The sequence below is a fragment of the Vibrio sp. OPT24 genome, from assembly GCF_015163545.1.
Taxonomy (GTDB): Bacteria; Pseudomonadota; Gammaproteobacteria; order Enterobacterales; family Vibrionaceae; genus Vibrio; species Vibrio cyclitrophicus.
Genome location: NZ_JADDYI010000053.1, coordinates 526,950 through 544,852 on the forward strand (window position 1 = coordinate 526,950; position 17,903 = coordinate 544,852).

Here is a 17,903-nt window from a genome sequence, read left to right on the forward strand (position 1 = left end):
TACCTTTACTGAATTCTGGTGCGTAACAACAAGAACATAAAATACAAACCGCCAACCAAGTTAATGATCACACTCACTGTGGTTTCAAACGCCATCACTTTTTCGATAAACCATTGGCCAGAAACAAGTAGCACCACCGCTAATAAACTGCTGGCAATGATAAGCACACGATGCTGATAAGAGCTGAACATCTGACGAGCCAAGCTCACGGTGATCAAGCCAAAGAAAAGTACTGGGCCAACCAAAGCAGTAGACACAGCCACCATCACTGACACAATCACCAAGATAATCTGAGTCAGTCGCTTGGTGTTCACGCCTAAGCTTGTCGCGTTATCGACGCCAAGCCAAAGTACATCGAGCTTGGGCGCAAACAACCATAGTCCAAGCAAGCTCAAACCCAGTGGAATAAGACTGAGATAAACCAGCTCACCTTTCACATTATTGAAACTTGCGAACATCACATTCTGCAGCACCGCGAACTCGTTCGGGTCAATCAACATCGCTAAGAAGCTAGACAGACTCGAGAATACGCTGCCACACACAATACCAATCAACAGCAGTGTAAATACGTTGTTTCGCTTGCTCTTAAAGTAGAAATGGAACAGGGCAAATGAGAACAAGATCATCACAGTCACAGACAACGAAAAGTTAGCGATGGAATCAATCACCCAGAAACTGGTACTGCCAAATACAAACAGAAGCACCGTTTGAACCAGCATGTACAAACTGTCAAAACCCAAGATGGATGGGGTTAAAATTCGATTGTTAGTAATGGTTTGAAAAACCAATGACGATGCAGAAATCGCTACCGCCGCCAACACAATCGACAACAGTTTTGGTAATCGCAGAGACAAGAAGAACTCGTAGTTATCCCACGTGAGTCCCTGCCCCACAAATACTGCCGCCATACCCAAAGATGCGATAGCCAGAATCGCAATTTTTATTGAATCACGCATTCGACTTGTCTCTCATGATTAGGTAGATAAAAATTAAGCCACCAAAGATGCTGATTACCATCGAGATTGGGATCTCATAAGGGAAAATGACTATTCGAGCTAATAAATCACAAGCTAATACTAAAATCACGCCCCAGTAAGCTGTCCAAGGTAAAATCTTCTTCATGTTATCGCCCATCATCAACGACACGATATTCGGGACAATTAAGCCAAGGAATGGAATGACGCCAACGATCATCACTACAGAAGAGGCGCAGATAGCAACAAGCGCAACACCGATGAAGACGATTTTCTGGTAATTCAGGCCGATGTTTTTAGCAAAGCTCTCGCCAATGCTCGCCGCGCTAAATTGGCTCGCAAAGTAGTAAGCCAACACACAGGCAGGCACAGCCAGATAAAGGATTTCGTAGCTGCCTTGCAACACACTTGCAAAGTTCGCCATCGTCCATGCCGACATGGTTTGCACTAAGTCGTACTTATAAGCAATGAAGGTTGTTAAAGACGAGACGACGTTGCCGTACATGATGCCAATCAAAGGCACCAAAACCGCATTTTTGAATTTTAGGTGTTGTAAGAAACGCACCAACAACATGGTCCCGAAAACGGCAAACGCGAAAATAAAGCCTAAGTAGCTCCATTGCGCGGCATTACCCAGCACTAGAATACCAACGATGTAACCTAACATGGCACAGTCAATGGTCCCCATAGTCGAAGGTGCGGCAAACTTGTTCTGTACGATCTGCTGCATGATCAAGCCTGCGACACTCAATCCCGCGCCAGCAAGCACAATCGCGAACAACCTAGGAATTCGACTAACAATATAAATAGAGTTGGCGTGTTGGTTGCCGTTGAAGAAGTCACTAAAACTAATTTCAGCGACTCCAATCATCAATGACGCAATGCATAACACAACAAGAAATACAGCAGCTGCAATGGGTTTCAACATAGAAATAATACTAAAGGTAGGTCTCGGGTAGCCCGTATGAAAAGTGAAAAGGGCTTATAAGAACACTCTTATAAGCCCAAAAATCTGATGATGAGTAACTATTGAATAGTACGTTCAACATCACCAAGCATTCTGTGAATCGCAGTCACACCACCGCCTGCCAGATACCAAGCACTTGAATCAAGGTAAACGATGTTACCTTGCTGCGCTGCAGGTGTTGCCGCAACTAATGGGTTATCAAACAGTTGTTGTGCGCGTCCTTCAGATCTGCCAATCGCTTTTTCGCGGTCAAGAACGTAAAGCACTTCAGGTTTCGCATCAGCAATGTATTCAAAAGAGATTAGATTGCCGTGTGTTCCTTTGATCGGAGCCACTGTTGCACTCTTTGACTCAACGAAGCCAAAATCATCAAAGATGATTGAGAAACGGCTGCCTTTGTTGAACATAGCGATGTTGTTGCCGTTGTTCATTAGCATCATGGCTGAAGTTTCGTTAGACGCCACTTTGTCGTTTATCACAGTGATCGAAGCTTGAGTCTCTTTAATGATCGCTTCGACCTCAGCTTGCTTACCAAAAATGTCGCCTAGCGCGCGCCAGTTTTGTTGAGCGTCAGCCCAGTACTTATCACCTTCAATAGAGAACATGACCGTAGGAGCGATCTGTGTTAGTTGGTCGTAAACCTTAAGCATGCGGTTTTCCGCGATGATGATGTCTGGTTTCAACATGTAGATAGCTTCAAAATCAGGTTCGCTCAACGAGCCAGTGTTCGCAGTCGTTTCTTTGTATGAAGCGAGGTAATCAGGCAGCAAGCTATGAGGCGCGCCAACTGGTTGCACACCAATTTGATCTAGCACGTCTAAGCTACCATGGCCAAGAACCACCACTCGCTGTGGTACTTCAGTAAACTGCGCTGTGCCTTTTACATGCTCAATGGTGACCGTTTCCGCTTGTGCGGTCATCATGAATGATGATGCTAGAACGATGGCAAGCCCGCTAAATAACTGGCGAACTGAATTGATTGTTTTCTTCATGTTTCTTCCTTTGCCATTGATACAAAACCACTACTCATGACAATGAAAGTCACATCACTCATAGACGAGCATGGGGCGTACACAACTGCTAAATAACGATAATTTAAAGTCTGTCATTGATTTGACAACAAACTTGTAACGCAAGTGAGAATTATTATCAATTATATTTGCACTAAATTGGCGACACAACAACTTTATTATTCAGAAATGTAAAAGTGAGTATTCATGTTTTGCGTAGTCAAGAAAAGTATTAGGAATCAGAAATAGAAAAAGACACGAAAAGGAAAATAATTATCAATCTGGAGAGGACATTTGATGGCAAAAAGTGACCTAAAGACCTGCAATCACGGCACTTGACCCAAAGTTACGATTTGTAATTTACAATGTAAAGATGATATATAACAGCCACTTAATCATTAGTGAATTTACTGCTTTAATTTAAACCACTAATGATAATGAATACGAACAGACGCAAAGCCAAGTCTAGTCACATATCAAGGCAAGTCCCCCTGCTCTTCGCTCATTTACCCTTCAGTAAGCGATGACAAATCACTCAAAAATATTTTTAAATTTAATTGAAAATAGGGTTGTAATTTTAAAAACTAGGCGTATAGTTCGCCACCTGGCTCTAATCTATAGAGCTGTTAATGCTAAAGTAAGTCCAAGTTCCACATAGACAGTTCTCGATTCCCTCGTTACACCATCTCTGCGTCAGCTTTCACCCAGATAGTCATTCAATAGCTTTTAAATTCGATCCTACTACCGATCTATCGTCATTTGCTCTTTTATCAGCGAAGTCAGAATAGATCGATCACTTAAATACAAATGTAATAAACACAAGGCACAGTTATGTCACGTAGAACAACACGACAAACCCATTGGTACCAACTATCACGCGAAAAAACAGTCAATAAACTAAAAGGTAATAAATGCTCAAGATTAAAATAGACTTACACAAAGAAGAGATTTCATGGGTCACCGAGATCCGACAGCTCAATAGCGATATACTTCACCGCCACATATTGCCTAAGCTACAACACAACAGTTATCTCATCGACTTTGAATTTAATGAACGAGACAGCATCGGAACTATCGTTTCGGGCAACGGAAACACCCTAGGACATTTCACACTCCTATAGCATTTCCAAAGGCTACAAAAAGAAACACTGCCTAGTTCCAAAGATACAAAAGATGTCACCCTCAATTCGCTCTAGCTGAACGAAATAGAGTAGAAGTAAAACAGATCAGAAACCTAGCCCTTTTTGCATTTCACACGCGGCTAACGCTAGCTAGGTTATCGTGCTTCTATTGAAACCAACTTATATCAAACTCTGAATCACCAATGAGTCATTATCAGTGCATTCATGGACTAATAAGTTAACGGCATAGACCTTAACTTCTGATCCAAAGTATATAAGTGTTCTGCAGCTTGCATGTGTTGAGGGTAATCACTGAACTTCTCACGATTTTCCTCATTCATCTTACATGTCTCATCCACCAGCATTAACTTCCAATACAGCTTTGTTGTATGCAGCATCGCCAGTAAAGGTTTGAACACCTCTTTCTCATAAGCTTGAATCAACTCTTCAATCAACTCGTCACGTTCGTCTTCGCTTGCGATTGAACCATTGGTTGCCGACAATACTTTTTGATATTTCAGATTGAGTTGCAGCTTATCCATGACCGTTTGGTTTTCTTCCGCTAACTCAACAAGCTTCGACTTAATGATGTTTACCCAATTCGCTTGGCTCAGTACTGTGTCATCAACGTTGGTAAAGTCTTCTCGTATCTGTCGTTCAACATCTTTTTGAGCTTTCTTTAAAACCGCACGCACCTTTTGGAAAGGCAGCTGAAATTCCTTACTTAGCTCGATAATCAGTTTATGAAAACCACCATTTGGAAGGTGTAAGTTTTCTTTAAACATCGCCATTGCAGCTTCTTGCTGTTCGGTAAGGTGAGTCATTCTGTTTCCTATTCTTTATTACTTATGGTGCTGAGCCTGCGATCATACCACTATATAACCTCGTTTTTTCGGTAACTTAATAACTTACACCTAGGCAGGTGCTTAATTTCTCTCAACGAATTCCCTTTCGGCTAATTTCTAAGCTACGTGGCACTAAATGGTAAATATTTCACGTTGAATATTCGTACATTACGTACTCAGGGGATAGAGCTAGACAGGAGTCATTATTTATATGTAAAAGATAACAACGAGAGATGAGATAACAAGATGACCTACTCAGAATACAAATAATCAGATTTACATAAATGCTTGAGCATTGCGGCTGAAGCGATGACCTCAATCGCCAAGTTTGCTTTTAAAGCCACTACCCTTATCTTTCGCCTTTTACGTTGGCTTGCAGTAAAAACTTACACCTATGTCATGAAGTAACCGTTGGTATTGCCACAACCTCCCTTTCAAAACTGAACGACGACCTAGACCCAAGCTTGAAAGAAGCACCTGTTGGGCCAATTTCAAACAATCGCACGATTGAAACGGGTGAGATGATTAAGATTGACGAAAACACGGTTCAAATGGACATCGTCTATACCTCTGGTGAAACGGCAACTCTGACAGGTATCAAAGAGGGTCAAAACGTTAGCTATTACATGGATGGTCAGCTTGTGTCACAAACGACCATCGCTGAATTAGAGAAGATACAAGGCACTGAAGCGTAAGATTCATCGCCCACACAGAGTTCAAACTTAAACAGACTTTAAAGCTCACAAAATAGAAGAAGCCCAGCAACTGCTGGGCTTCTTCGTATGTGCTCTATTATTTGTAAATGCCCTATTGAGATTGAGACTGTGTAAGTCGAATGCTCACCAAACTCGCCACCATTATGGCCAAGTAAAAACTGCCGATAATGGATTCCATAAACACGAAGAACTGAGCAATAGGTAATGCCGGTGATATGTCACCATAACCAACCGTAGTCAATGTGATAAAGCTAAAGTACATCGCATTAAACAAATTGGTTAGCCAGATTTGCTCTTCTAACCCATTAAAGGCGTTGGGAAATATTTCTAAAATCAACAAGTAGATGGTCGACCAAGCAAACCCCAACAACAAGTAAATACAGATCGAGCCGATAATGTGATTGGGTGTTACCGTTTTTGCTTTCATCACCTGTTTTAACGCCGAGTAAATGTGTGAAAACAAGAACACAGCCAACGCCGATAGCGTCACTATCGACAGGTTATAGCCTTCCAAAAACGAAAACACACCAGACACTAATGCCGTAATCAACAACATCCCATACCAAGAGCGATACAAAGCTCGCTCTTTATGGATACCAACAATTGAACTCGCCAGAGTAATGATGATGAGAAATAGTATTGTTTTCTGGCCTTGCGGATAAAACTGCTGCATCACCGCGCAACCAAAAAACAACACCAACAGTGCATAGAATAAGAAGTAGAAGTTGTCGTCTTTAGAGACTGGCTTCATCTATTTTTCCTCTGCCTCTACTGGTTTTTTCTCAGTGTCTTCTTGGTTTTTCTCTTCAAGCCCAAGCCACGCCATCATCAGCTCATAGCTTAAACTCAGTATCACAGCACCAACAAACAGACCAACGATTCCTGACATCGCCATTCCGCCCAACGCACCAAGCAAAATCACCAACATTGGAATGTGAGAGCCACGGCTCAGTAGTACTGGCTTCAAGATAGCGTCACTGCCGCTCACCAAAATACACCACACTAAGAACAAGCTCGCCGCCAGTGTCGATTCAACACTGAACATGTAAATAATGGCAGGTAACAAAGCAAGAATCGGAGGCAACTGAATAATAGCGACCAGTAACACCGCTAGCGCCCACAATGCCGCGGCTGGAACACCCGCGATAACCAAACCAATTGCCGACATGATAGATTGAATCACAGCAACGCCTATCACACCCTGTACAACACTGCGCACGGTTGATTTAGATAACTGCACGAGCTCTACACCTTTGCCATCCGTTAAACGAACCACTAAGTGAGTCACTCCGGTTTGACATTTATCGGCATTACTCATGAACGCACCTGCAATGATGGTTGAGATAATAAATTGGACAAAACCACCACCCAATGAGCCTAAGATCGATGCCATTTTAGAAGCAAATACCTTAAGTTCGTCTGCATACGTGATAAACACGCCCTCTATATTCGAAGAAGCATGGACCAAGGCGGCATAGACTCTTTCACCAACTAATGGGATATCTTGCAAAGATTCTTTGGGTTTCGGCAGAGACAAGGTTCCGTCCTGTAGCCCTGTCATTAGGTCCGAAGCACTGGTGTAAATACCGGAAGAGAGCGCAACTAAAGGAATGAGTAGTAACAGTACTCCGATAAAGCTCAGTAACGCGCTGGCTTTTCCTTTCGACATTCCCGTCTTATTTGAAATGGCGACAGCAACTGGATAGAGCGCAGTTGCAATGATCGCCCCCCAAATAACCAATAGAATGAATGGGCGCAAAATCGAGAAACACCAATACACGAGCATGGCAATCGCTGCGATTTTGATGGCAGCGTCTATCGCCTGTTTTGAAAAATCATCGGTTAACTTCATGAGACGTCCTTGTAAAACATAATTAAGGCTGATTTTGTAGGAACTTCCAATTCCGAGTTTCTAGGAATAAAGAAGCCAAAATCATATAGACTCCAATTAACACTAATTGGAATATGCGTATAAGAGTGTTGCTATCGATGTCGCCTGAGCTCATCAAAGTGCTACCGACAAGTACTAACAACGTACTAAATGCAGTGGCGAAAATCGGCGCTTTTTCGGGAACTGTGTAGATCTTCTTGGCGATCACAATAGCGACCAAGCCTATGAATAAAGAGTAGAAGATAATATTAGGAACAATCGAAAGGATTGAAAAAGCCGCTATCGCGAGCAGTCCCCCGATACCGTTACTTATCACTAGAAAAGCACTCAACTTTATCGACTTCTCTGACGTAATCATCAACGATAACAGCGCAATGAACATCATTGTCAATAAAGCTTCAGATATTTGAAAAATAAAGAAAAAACATACCACTGGATAGGAGATAATCATCGCCCTAAAGGCCGCATACCAACGCTGTTTCTTTTCGAGTGGTGCAGCAGCAAAACCTGAGAACTCCGATTTAGGCTCAGGGAAAAATACATGCACTAACGCAAAGATCATCACTGAAACCACACCAGAAGTTGCTAAGCCAGATGCCAGCATTACCGAAACGCCAGGGTTATCAATCGCCATGAATGGCAACATCAAGACAGCAATCAACAATATGGTGGCGAACAGGTTCCATTTAGGGTCGACAAACAAGTAGTAACCCCAAAGCATCATTAGCCCCACTAAAATCAGCAATGGGATTGGGTAATGGGTAATTCCTCGCGATAGCAATAAACCTAACCCCATAGTCACCACAACTGCCAAGAGCAATTCGTAGACCGTTTCCTTATGAAGATTTGGTTTATCAATTAGGAACTTAGCAGTGAACACTGGCGCCACAAACGCAAGTGGCCAGTTTATCCATGCCGCCAAGAAAACAGCCAACGTGACCCCAACCGTATACCTCAGGATCCGTTGCTGTGTTTGTTGGTCAAGAATCGGCTTATCGGACATAAGACAATACGCTAATCAGACGAATCCATACTTTGCCTATCGCATTGAAAACAAAGTTATCACCGCTATAAACAATCACATCCGCTTGGCCACCCACTCGAAGCATGCCTTGCATCTCATCTCGTTCAAATTCAATAGTGATAGGAAGCATCTGTGTTTGGCGTAACCAACCTGTTTGTTGACTCGCTTGAGCTAGTTTACCAGCTTGATCATTTTGTCCCCAATCGACCCCCCAATCGATACTGCTCACTCGACCCTTCACGATTCGACCCGGAGCAAAATCTAGAGCAACTTCCACTTCATCACCGACCGCGACATTGCCTAAACTATTTTCGCGATAGTAAGCTTCGATCCAGATATCTTCGGTTGAGACAAACGTCATAATGGCTTGCCCCGCAGATGCATAGAAACCTTCTGACAAACTAAAATTAGACACACCCCCTTGAGTTGGCGCTTTGATAACCGTGCGTTCTAGGTTTAATTGAGCTTGCTCTAGGGCCAATAATGCCGCTTTCACTTGGCTGTTTTCTTTGCCCTCTTTACCCATTTGTTGTTTAGCACGTTCCAAATCCGCTTCCGCATTAGTAACACCAGCACGAGCAGTTGCTAGTGCAGCGCGGGCTTGGTCAGCATCCGATTTAGACACGACACCTTTGTCTGCCATTTCCAACACTCGTTTAGCCTGTAATTGAGTGTTTTGCTTCTCAACCAGAGCAGAGGTTAACTTGGCTTGCGCAGAAGCAATGCTCGCAGTCTGAGCACCGACATTCTGCCCTGCGATTTCTAAGTTTTGCTCTGCCTGTTGAACTGCAATTCGATAATCAGACTTATCCAAAACCGCAAGTGTGTCGCCTTGATTAACCAATTGGTTTGGTTGTACTAAAATATCAAGCACCTTGCCCGACACTTCAGGTTTGATAGGAACGATATAACCCTTCACACGTGCGTTATCAGTAATAGGAATAATTCGATCGGCGATAACACTAAATAACAGTGTGAATGCCACAAACCCGAGTAAGTAATTGGTGACCTTTCTTACCTTATCTTTACCATTTTCGGGTTGGCTACTTTCTTCATTGTCGTCTTGCTTGTTCCCTTTGACTTCTGACATGGAACTCCCTTCTCAATAGCTAAAATCAAACAAAATTAATATCTTAAAAATAAACCCGACCATGGAAAACTCAAGTAAATAGGGTTAGATTTACTAAACAAAACACTGTAAATGATATGCACGTCTAATAACGTATAGATACACAAGGATTGTTTGATCATGGCTACTCGCTCTTACCAAGTCCCAGTAATACAAACAAGTTATGCCAAAATCTTAGTGCAAGTGTTCACGGACTATGGCTTAGACCTGTATAAGTTGCTTGAAGACTCAGGCTTGCCGCCCGGCCTCATTGAATCAGAAAGTGACTTTGTGCCGTCTGAATCCATCAAGCGACTGATTTATCTGACTTCGTCACAACTCGGTGTCTCTCGATTTACGGATGTGCTCGGTTTGGCCTTTAAACGACGAATCATCCCATACGTCTTGCATCAGTTTACCGAGTTTGAAACGATTGAGGATTCGTTAAAACACATCAACACCATTTTCTCTTATGATTCTCCCGGTAGTAGAGTCGACTTCATTCAAGAGCATGGTCAGAGTTGGTTCTGCCGAACCGCAACTGAAGATAATTCACCCATGTTCCAATGGGGCGAAGTTTTTGCCATTACCTACATCATCGAATTAATCACCATTCTATCTAAGTCACCTTGGCAACCAACCAAAGTGCGTTTGCAAGGCAATGACACCGACATCGTTAAAACACTGCTTTCCAATCACTGCCAGCTGTTTGTCGGCCATCGCTCTACCGCGGTTCTTATCCCTGATGAGATCTTACAACTACCGATTCGACTCACCGCCAAAGACTTAAGTAACAAGCCGGCGATCATTGAATGGCACACAAGCTTTACTGACAGCGTTTACGAGTTACTCAAACCCTACATGAAGGAGCAAGACCTCTCACTTGAAGAGGCAGCTGAACTCTTAAACTTTTCTGTACGAACATTTCAACGTAAGCTGAAAAACGAAAATACCACCTACCGGAAAATCAAAGAGAACCTGATGTTTTCCGTCGCATGTGAGCTGATGGAAGAAGGCCATACGTTGACTTACATTTCGAGCCAATTGGGTTACACCAATATTTCCCACTTTTCTAGAGCCTTTAAACGAGTCTCCGGTATTACCCCAAAGATTTACCAACGCTCAATTTCGGCTCAGACACGATTATAATTAACCAAGGCAATTGGCTCTGGGCAACTCGGACTAGAACTACATACCCTATTTCGGCCACTGCCCTTGGCACGATAAAGCGCCCTATCCGCACTTCGATAGCTTGCTTCAGGTTTGGCTTGTATTTCAAATTATCACCTTATTGAAGATAGCAGAATAAATGACGAGTGACCTAGGCTTACTAGCCGAATACCTCCGTAAAAATAACGAATAAACAATCAGTTAGTAGCCAAAATAGCATTTACTGACTTAGCAGATTACTGAACTGCGAGATTGGATCTATGCACCAAAAACGCTCGAACATGGTCGTAAATCAGGTTGAATACAAATGCGTAAATGGTAATAAAAATGGTCACGCCGATATCCATCAAAAATGCCTGCCAAATACCGACGTTGAGCAAGTACGCCATCACAGGGATCGTCGCCACCAGCAAGCCAGCCTCAAATAACACGACATGAAAAACACGTAACTTAAGTGAACGCTGTGATTTTTCCCCCGTGAAATGGCGATCAAAAATGCGATTAAAACAGTAGTTCCACATCATCGCGATACTCGCAACAACTATCATGGTTCCTGATAAGGCGTTCACATCATGATCGGTAAATATCGCTAAGCCGACAATGGAAAGTGTTACGGCCAATACTTCAAATAACACAGAGTGAAACACTCTTTCTAACGTACTCATACATTCCTCTAAATAATCTATTACGTGTTGAATTGGTCGAGATTATGTCATCTGAAATAATAAGAGAAAGTTAACAGCCATCACGAATAGTGATAGCCTGAACGTTATTAGCCCATATTGGATTGAGTGAGAGGTAGCATGTACAGTTTTGAGCAATTAAAAGTCTTCGTCACTGTGTGTGAAAGCGGATCTTTTTCAGCGGCAGCGCGCAAGCTGAAACGTGCTCAATCCGGCGTCAGCCAGTCGATCGCCAACCTAGAGATAGCCATCGACCAAGAGCTGTTTAACCGAGAGAAAAACATCCCCGTTTTAACCAACACAGGTAAAGCGTTATTGCCTGTCGCTAAGTCCATTCTTGATCAACAAAAGTACTTCGACCAAAAAGTAGAATCGCTGACACAAGAAGACGAACATGAACTGATCATTGCGGTTGATGAAAGCATTATCGATAAGAATTTCATTAAGATAATCAGCTCGCTAGCCGATCAATTCCCTATCACACACTTCGATATCATTACCACTTCAACATTCGATGTCGAAGACTTAGTGAGACGCGGCAAGGCGCAAGTTGGAATCATCTATGCCGATGGTGAGCTAAAGGTTGATATGGACTTTTTCTTGCTTGGCCAAGCGCGTTTCCTAACTGTCAGTTCGGCTACTCACGAACTGAGCCAATTCCCCGTAGTGCAAGACTCAGACTTAAAGCGTTATCGCCAATGTGTGCATCGCAGTTCGAAACAACGCGAACTATGGTTCACTTACGGCATTAGCTCCATGCTTTGGTATGCCAATAATCATAAGACCATTGTTGATCTCGTTGAACAGAATGTTGGCTGGGCAAATGTGCCTGAAATGATGGTAATGAAAGGGATTGAAAAAGGAGACCTTGTGGCTTTGCCTGTCGCACACGAGCATGGTGGTTGGATAACACCTGTTGGTTGCTTGGTGTCTCGCAGTCACATTAACGGCCCGGTTCTTACTAGCCTCATCGAGACCCTTGAACGGTATTCACTGCAATACAACCAATGGCAAGTAAACTAAAAGCTGATCCATTCTTAGAATCGAGGTTAGTAATGATTACGCCTCGACTACCTCATTTTAGCTTATCTTGCCGATAAATATCTTTGTCGTCTGGATAAAACACCCTAGTTGATGTCCCAAAGTGACATAACTACTATGCGATCCCAACGGGTTTGTCTTTTCGAACGAATATAGACAGTCCCAAATCGCTCTTTAACAACACTGACCCAACTTCAAATCTTCGAAATAAGTGTCCCTGCCCTGCAAGAACTTATGACAGCTTCAAATAGATCACTTTTGAATATTGATTCGCCCCAGTTTATGAGCCCTCTTTGAGTGCTTTTCTATATCTAAATGAACCTTTTGGAAAATTTGTCGTGAACGTTTTAAGAAATATTTGCCCTGAGAAAATGGGTAAAGAGCGTAACAAACGAGAGTATGATTTACGCGTACTTAATTGTGTCAGTGAAAGCGAATATGAATCGCGTATGGCAGTTTGGAATAGTCTAGCTTTGGCTGCTACTCCTTCTGTTTCAGAAACAAAAGGCTTCATCGATGAGGCTTTCAACAAACTGCAGCAAGACTTGAAAGAAGCCAGCCGTGAGTTATCAATTAACTACACGGACTTTATCGCGATGGCGCATGAAGAAATCAATTACATTAAAGTTTTTGTCGCGAATAAAACAGCGCAATACGGTTGGTACACCGCGATCGTTCTTATGATCATCGGCACTGTTGCTCTGTGCGCTCAGTAGACCAAACTGAATATTCAACAGATAATTCTGTACATCCGATAAACTGTTTATGTCCCTTATATGTTTACATAGGTATATAGAATGCCGTGCTTAATAGTTTTCCTTAAAAGCTCAGTCGATAAACATAAGCACACCTCTGTGCTTATGTTTTAACTAGAAAACAAACAGCTAAACGCATTATTTTCTGGTCTAAATACCCTTTCACTCCTCCATTAGGGACAACAGATCCTGCGTTGCTTTTTTCGGGTCTTTTGCGTGACATATCGCAGAGACTAATGCCAACCCATGGATGCCTGTTTGCGTTAACTGAGGGATATTCGATTCGTTGATTCCACCAATACCGACAATCGGCAGCTTCGTTGTCTCCAAAGCCATTTGAATACCTTCATAACCCCAATGCTTTTTTAGATTAGTCTTGGTCGGTGTTGTAAAAAGCGCACTGAGACCAATGTAATCAATCGGCAAATCGTCAGCTTGTTGAAGTTGTTGCTCATCTTCTATCGACAAACCTAGAATCTTATCTGGTCCAATCAACTGACGCGCTATGATTGGTGGCATATCCGATTGACCCAAATGTAAGCCATCGGCATCCACCGCCAATGCAACATCGACTCGGTCATTAATGATCAAAGGTACGTCTGTTCCTGCCAAAATAGACTTAACAGCTTGTGCTCGTTCAATGAACGCTCTTACATCTCCATGCTTTTCTCTTACTTGGACCATGGTGACGCCACCAGCAACTGCTTGTTCAACCACGAACTTGAGCGTATCTAAATCTTGTTGGTCATCCGTTACTAAATAGAGTTTATAAAGGGTCATATCGCACCTTTGGCGTTGAAGTCTAAATTGAGTTGTTACCATTTTACCGACAATTATCATCATGTGCATGGACGTTAATACTAAATTAGCTCAATTAAGCGCGCGCTATTAAATATGCAACCCGTTGAAAATGTGTTGAAAAAACTGAATTACTTAACTAAAGCGTTACTTTTTACACAAACTATTCACTTTGAGTATGCCCGACACACCGTTTTATGAAATACTGCTCTGTGAAAGAATCAGGTCAATATAGGGATAGTTATGCGCCACCTTTCTATAGCGCTCAAGATCAAGCTGGGTTATGCCATCTGCTTGCTCTTTTTCGTCATTTCAGGCTTTGTGAGTTACAAAGGTATCCAAACCTTGTCGAACGGTTTTAGCCAATACAGTGAGCTCAGCCATAAAGCGACATTATCAGGCAACATTCAAGTGCACTTTCTTCAGATGCGTTTAGCCTCTGAACGTTACTTAGAGTCATTGGATGAGCAATACGAAACGAATTATCAATCAAGCAAACTCGCGATTGATGAACTGCTGAACAATCTAATCCAAACCACCACCAATACCGATAGTCTCTCGAGCCTGCAATTAGTGCAAGCCAGCGTTGCAGCTTTTGATTCGGCTTATGGGTCAATGAAACAAAGCCAACTCCTCATTGACCAGTTGGTAAATGTGGAGATGGTCAAAAGGGAAACCAACGCACTGAAAGCTGCTCAGAGCTTGTTGTATGAGTCTTACAACAACAACGATCCAAACGCGAGCTTATACGCCGGTATGTTGATGGAGAATTTCCTCGCCGCCAAGATCACTGTGCTGAGTTACTCAAACAACAACGACCTCAAAACCTATGAGGCCGGTAAAGACATTTTTGAATATGCTCTACCAGGTATCGAAGGTGATATTGAATCTCTTAAATCATCCCCTTATCAAAGTGAACTGATTGAAGATTTCTCTAACCAACGTGAAGCGTACGCGAAAGGTTTTGAGCAAGTTCATCAACAGATGATTGAGAACACCCAAAGAACCGCTAGCCTCGCCTCTATTGGTGACAGCTTGGCTATCGCGGTCGCGGATGCTCAAAGCATTCTCGAGCAGCAAAAACAAGCGCTCACGCCAGTACTCCAAGCCAGTGAGAAACGCTCGATTCAAATCATCATATTGCTAACGGGTGTTGCCTTAGTTATTGGTATGACGAGCGCCGTGTTGGTAACTCGCTCTATTACCAAAGGCATCGCGCAGGTTAAACAGATCACCAATGAGCTTTCTCAAGGCAACTTGAATGTTGAAGTGAACATCGAGAGCAAGAACGAGATTGGCGAACTGCTGACTAATATGGAGATCACCATTGAATCTCTGCGCGATATTGTTGGCCAAGTGAACCGCTCTAGTGTGCGTATTGGTGAGATGTCGGAGTCACTCAATCAAGTGACCAACAACAGCTCGACCAACGCGACACAGTTGAACAATGAAATGATCAATATCTCGTCAGCCGTTGATCAATTGGCTTCGAGCACATCGGAAATTGCTTCAAGTGCTAACCACGCCTCTCAAGTTGCAAATCAAGCGACCGAGAATGTCGCGATGGGACTTAAAGAAGTAGACAAGACACTGCATGAAATTGGCAGCGCCGATGAAAGCATGCAGGTGAGTAGCCAGAAAGTGACAGACCTACATAAAGAGTCGATGAACATTGGTGCCATTCTTGAAGTAATCAAAAGCGTTTCTGAGCAAACCAACCTGTTAGCATTGAATGCGGCTATTGAAGCTGCGCGCGCAGGTGAACAAGGTCGCGGGTTTGCCGTCGTAGCCGATGAAGTAAGAACGCTTGCTAAGCGCACCCAAGATTCTGCTAGCCAGATTGATGAACTCATCACATCGCTGCAGCGTGGCGCTAAAGATGCGTTAGAGTCGATTAAGGAGAGCCACAGCACGGTTTCCGATGCTTCAACTCAGGCACAGCAGGCTTCTCAGAACTTGCATGTGATTAACCAACACATTCAAGATTTAAATCAAGCCAATAGCCAAATCGCGGTATCGGTTGATGAGCAAGATCGTCTAACCAAGTCACTCGGTGAGAACGCGCAAGGTGCAAACACCATCGCGCAAAGTAACCAAGAGTCAGTAAGCAGCATTTCAGGTGCAGCGAGCGACTTAACCGAGGTTGCTCATCACCTAGAGAGCCAAGTGAATCGATTTAGAACCTAGCAAGCTAGTCTATACACAACTCCAAACCAATAATAAAAAGCCCCCAGCACATAAGTATCGGGGGCTTTTCTTTATCTAAAGAGTTTTAAGTTAGGCTTCTAACTTGTGGCTTACAGTTAGATTAACCCTACTGAATCTTCAAACGTTGAATCAGAGTCTCTTCGTCTAACTGATATAGCTCATCAAGCAAGTTCATTTGTAAGCTACCCGGGCCGCGTGAGTTTTCAGCCGCGATTTCACCAACCACGCCCAATATCGCCGCAGCCGCTAAACCACTGTCATCACCAACAGCAGCAAATGCGCCCGTCAAGGCCGTTAAGGTACAGCCCATGCCCGTTACAAACGGCATCATTGGATGACCATTGTTTAACATCACAACACTGTCTTTGGTGACAACGTAATCTGTCTCACCAGAAATTACCACATTTGCACCGTATTCAGCCACTAAGCACTGTGCAGCGCCTAATGCGGCATCACTGCTATCCAGCGCATCAACGCCTTTGCTCTGTGCTTGCTCACCCGCTAGCGCAATGATCTCAGACGCGTTACCACGAATGATTAGCTTATTGGCTAAACGTGCAATTTCACGAGAAGTCTCGGTACGCAGCGTACTTGCGCCACAACCTACAGGGTCAAGGACCACAACCTTGTTGTTCGCATTCGCTTGTTCAACCGCGAAGCGCATTCTTGGCGTCCAAACACTATCAAGTGTGCCGATGTTAATCACCAAAGCGCCAGAGAATGACATCATCTCAGCCAGTTCTTGCTGTGAGTGCGCCATGATAGGTGAAGCACCAATCGCCAATAAAGCATTCGCCGTATTGTTCATCACGACGTAGTTGGTGATGTTCACAACCAATGGTTTTTGCTCTCGTACTGCGCGCAGTGATTGGATGATTTGTTCAGTTAGCATGGATTAATCCTTATTCGTGAAAGCCGCTGTTGAGTCATTAAGTGCATTCAGACCTTGCTGCCAGAAAGCCACTTCCATACGCGTTGCCGTTTTAAAGATATGAACGATACTTTGACCACGCTCGCTGTTGATATCAATTTCAGCAAGCAGCTGATTAAAGTACTCCGCGCCTGTAGCCACACCTGATTGGAACTCTTCGCCGCCATACAGTTGCAGCCAGCTTGCGTATGGGTTGCCTTCCCAAACGGTATCGCTGCTTTCTAACAGCGCTTTACCGATCACAGCGTAACCAATTGAACACGGAGCCAGTGCCGCATAAAGATCGACAAGATCACCCGTCATACCCGCGTCTAGAACGTAGCGTGTGTAAGCGACTGTGCCGAAATCTTCAGGTTCGTTTTCTAGGTCAGATTCCGTTAAGCCCCACTGACCACAGTAAGTCACGTGGTGAGATATTTCAGAATCTAGCAGAGCATGAACACTTGGCAATGCACGGCGCATATCAGCCAAGGTTTTCGCCTTGTAAATCGCCAACGCATAAGCGCGAGCATATTGCTTCAAGAACAGAAAATCTTGTTTCAAATAATGCAGGAAACACGGCTGAGCGAGTGTGCCGTTCGCCAGCGTTTTAACAAAATCATGCTCTGTGTAGTCTTGCCAATCTTGATGACAGGCTTGGATTAAGTCTTGGTATTTCATG

The 17,903-nt window shown here is 43.4% G+C and carries 17 protein-coding genes and 1 pseudogene; 6 read left to right on the forward strand and 12 right to left on the reverse strand.

All coding sequences use genetic code 11. The features are described 5' to 3' along the window. Positions 1 to 5: 5 nt before the first annotated feature. The 3 genes from IQO02_RS16040 to IQO02_RS16050 form a co-directional block, all read right to left on the reverse strand. Positions 6 to 956 carry an iron chelate uptake ABC transporter family permease subunit gene (locus tag IQO02_RS16040; protein WP_016768310.1) on the reverse strand — a complete coding sequence of 317 codons (951 nt, stop codon included), beginning with the start codon at positions 954 to 956 and terminating at the stop codon, positions 6 to 8. Next, positions 949 to 1,902: an ABC transporter permease gene (locus IQO02_RS16045; protein WP_016768309.1), complete on the reverse strand. Its 954-nt coding sequence runs from the start codon at positions 1,900 to 1,902 to the stop codon at positions 949 to 951. The genes IQO02_RS16040 and IQO02_RS16045 overlap by 8 nt, the downstream gene beginning before the upstream one ends. A gap of 98 nt (positions 1,903 to 2,000) precedes the next feature. Further along, positions 2,001 to 2,933, reverse strand: a complete 933-nt coding sequence (locus IQO02_RS16050) for a siderophore ABC transporter substrate-binding protein (RefSeq protein WP_102282431.1) — start codon at positions 2,931 to 2,933, stop codon at positions 2,001 to 2,003. A 929-nt stretch (positions 2,934 to 3,862) separates the two neighbouring features. Between IQO02_RS16050 and IQO02_RS16055 the strand changes: the two genes are divergently transcribed. Next, positions 3,863 to 4,072 carry a hypothetical protein gene (locus IQO02_RS16055; RefSeq protein ID WP_016799301.1) on the forward strand — a complete coding sequence of 70 codons (210 nt, stop codon included), beginning with the start codon at positions 3,863 to 3,865 and terminating at the stop codon, positions 4,070 to 4,072. A gap of 230 nt (positions 4,073 to 4,302) precedes the next feature. Here the strand turns inward: IQO02_RS16055 and IQO02_RS16060 are convergent, their stop codons facing one another. After that, positions 4,303 to 4,896, reverse strand: coding sequence for a hypothetical protein (locus IQO02_RS16060; protein WP_016793447.1), 594 nt, complete (start codon positions 4,894 to 4,896; stop codon positions 4,303 to 4,305). A gap of 458 nt (positions 4,897 to 5,354) precedes the next feature. Between IQO02_RS16060 and IQO02_RS16065 the strand changes: the two are divergent. Next, positions 5,355 to 5,612: pseudogene (locus IQO02_RS16065) on the forward strand (hypothetical protein); the annotation flags it as partial. 112 nt (positions 5,613 to 5,724) lie between these two features. On the opposite strand, the gene IQO02_RS16070 reads toward IQO02_RS16065, so the two are convergent. From IQO02_RS16070 to IQO02_RS16085, 4 genes are read right to left on the reverse strand one after another with little or no spacing between them, the layout of a single operon-like run. Then, positions 5,725 to 6,384 (reverse strand): potassium channel family protein, encoded by a 660-nt coding sequence (locus IQO02_RS16070; RefSeq protein WP_016796765.1) that lies wholly within the window; start codon positions 6,382 to 6,384, stop codon positions 5,725 to 5,727. Continuing rightward, positions 6,385 to 7,485, reverse strand: coding sequence for an AI-2E family transporter (locus tag IQO02_RS16075; protein WP_016793015.1), 1,101 nt, complete (start codon positions 7,483 to 7,485; stop codon positions 6,385 to 6,387). A gap of 22 nt (positions 7,486 to 7,507) precedes the next feature. Next, positions 7,508 to 8,527, reverse strand: coding sequence for a DUF2955 domain-containing protein (locus IQO02_RS16080; protein WP_016793016.1), 1,020 nt, complete (start codon positions 8,525 to 8,527; stop codon positions 7,508 to 7,510). Next, positions 8,517 to 9,638, reverse strand: a complete 1,122-nt coding sequence (locus IQO02_RS16085) for an HlyD family secretion protein (RefSeq protein ID WP_016793017.1) — start codon at positions 9,636 to 9,638, stop codon at positions 8,517 to 8,519. The genes IQO02_RS16080 and IQO02_RS16085 overlap by 11 nt, the downstream gene beginning before the upstream one ends. A gap of 159 nt (positions 9,639 to 9,797) precedes the next feature. Here IQO02_RS16085 and IQO02_RS16090 point away from each other — a divergent pair, with 159 nt between their 5' ends. After that, the gene (locus IQO02_RS16090; RefSeq protein WP_016788038.1) at positions 9,798 to 10,805 is read left to right on the forward strand and encodes a helix-turn-helix domain-containing protein; all 1,008 of its coding nucleotides are present in this window, start codon (positions 9,798 to 9,800) and stop codon (positions 10,803 to 10,805) included. Positions 10,806 to 11,062: 257 nt separating this feature from the next. Here the strand turns inward: IQO02_RS16090 and IQO02_RS16095 are convergent, their stop codons facing one another. Beyond that, a complete protein-coding gene (locus IQO02_RS16095) occupies positions 11,063 to 11,491 on the reverse strand; it encodes a PACE efflux transporter (protein WP_016785403.1) in 429 nt (142 codons plus the stop codon). Between the two features lie 138 nt (positions 11,492 to 11,629). Between IQO02_RS16095 and IQO02_RS16100 the strand changes: the two genes are divergently transcribed. Both IQO02_RS16100 and IQO02_RS16105 read left to right on the forward strand, forming a co-directional pair. Beyond that, entirely contained in the window at positions 11,630 to 12,532 is a 903-nt protein-coding gene (locus IQO02_RS16100; protein WP_016793019.1) for a LysR family transcriptional regulator, read from the forward strand. Positions 12,533 to 12,921: 389 nt separating this feature from the next. Further along, positions 12,922 to 13,266, forward strand: a complete 345-nt coding sequence (locus IQO02_RS16105) for a hypothetical protein (protein WP_010430509.1) — start codon at positions 12,922 to 12,924, stop codon at positions 13,264 to 13,266. A gap of 201 nt (positions 13,267 to 13,467) precedes the next feature. On the opposite strand, the gene thiE is transcribed toward IQO02_RS16105, so the two are convergent. Beyond that, positions 13,468 to 14,085: a thiamine phosphate synthase gene (gene thiE / locus IQO02_RS16110; RefSeq protein WP_010430512.1), complete on the reverse strand. Its 618-nt coding sequence runs from the start codon at positions 14,083 to 14,085 to the stop codon at positions 13,468 to 13,470. A 261-nt stretch (positions 14,086 to 14,346) separates the two neighbouring features. On the opposite strand from thiE, the gene IQO02_RS16115 reads away from it, so the two are divergent. Beyond that, positions 14,347 to 16,290: a methyl-accepting chemotaxis protein gene (locus tag IQO02_RS16115; RefSeq protein WP_102282432.1), complete on the forward strand. Its 1,944-nt coding sequence runs from the start codon at positions 14,347 to 14,349 to the stop codon at positions 16,288 to 16,290. A gap of 127 nt (positions 16,291 to 16,417) precedes the next feature. On the opposite strand, the gene thiM is transcribed toward IQO02_RS16115, so the two are convergent. Together thiM and tenA are read right to left on the reverse strand one after the other, a co-directional pair. Further along, a complete protein-coding gene (thiM, locus tag IQO02_RS16120) occupies positions 16,418 to 17,203 on the reverse strand; it encodes a hydroxyethylthiazole kinase (protein WP_010430518.1) in 786 nt (261 codons plus the stop codon). A gap of 3 nt (positions 17,204 to 17,206) precedes the next feature. Beyond that, positions 17,207 to 17,902, reverse strand: a complete 696-nt coding sequence (tenA, locus tag IQO02_RS16125) for a thiaminase II (protein WP_010430520.1) — start codon at positions 17,900 to 17,902, stop codon at positions 17,207 to 17,209. Between the last annotated feature and the right edge of the window lies 1 nt (position 17,903).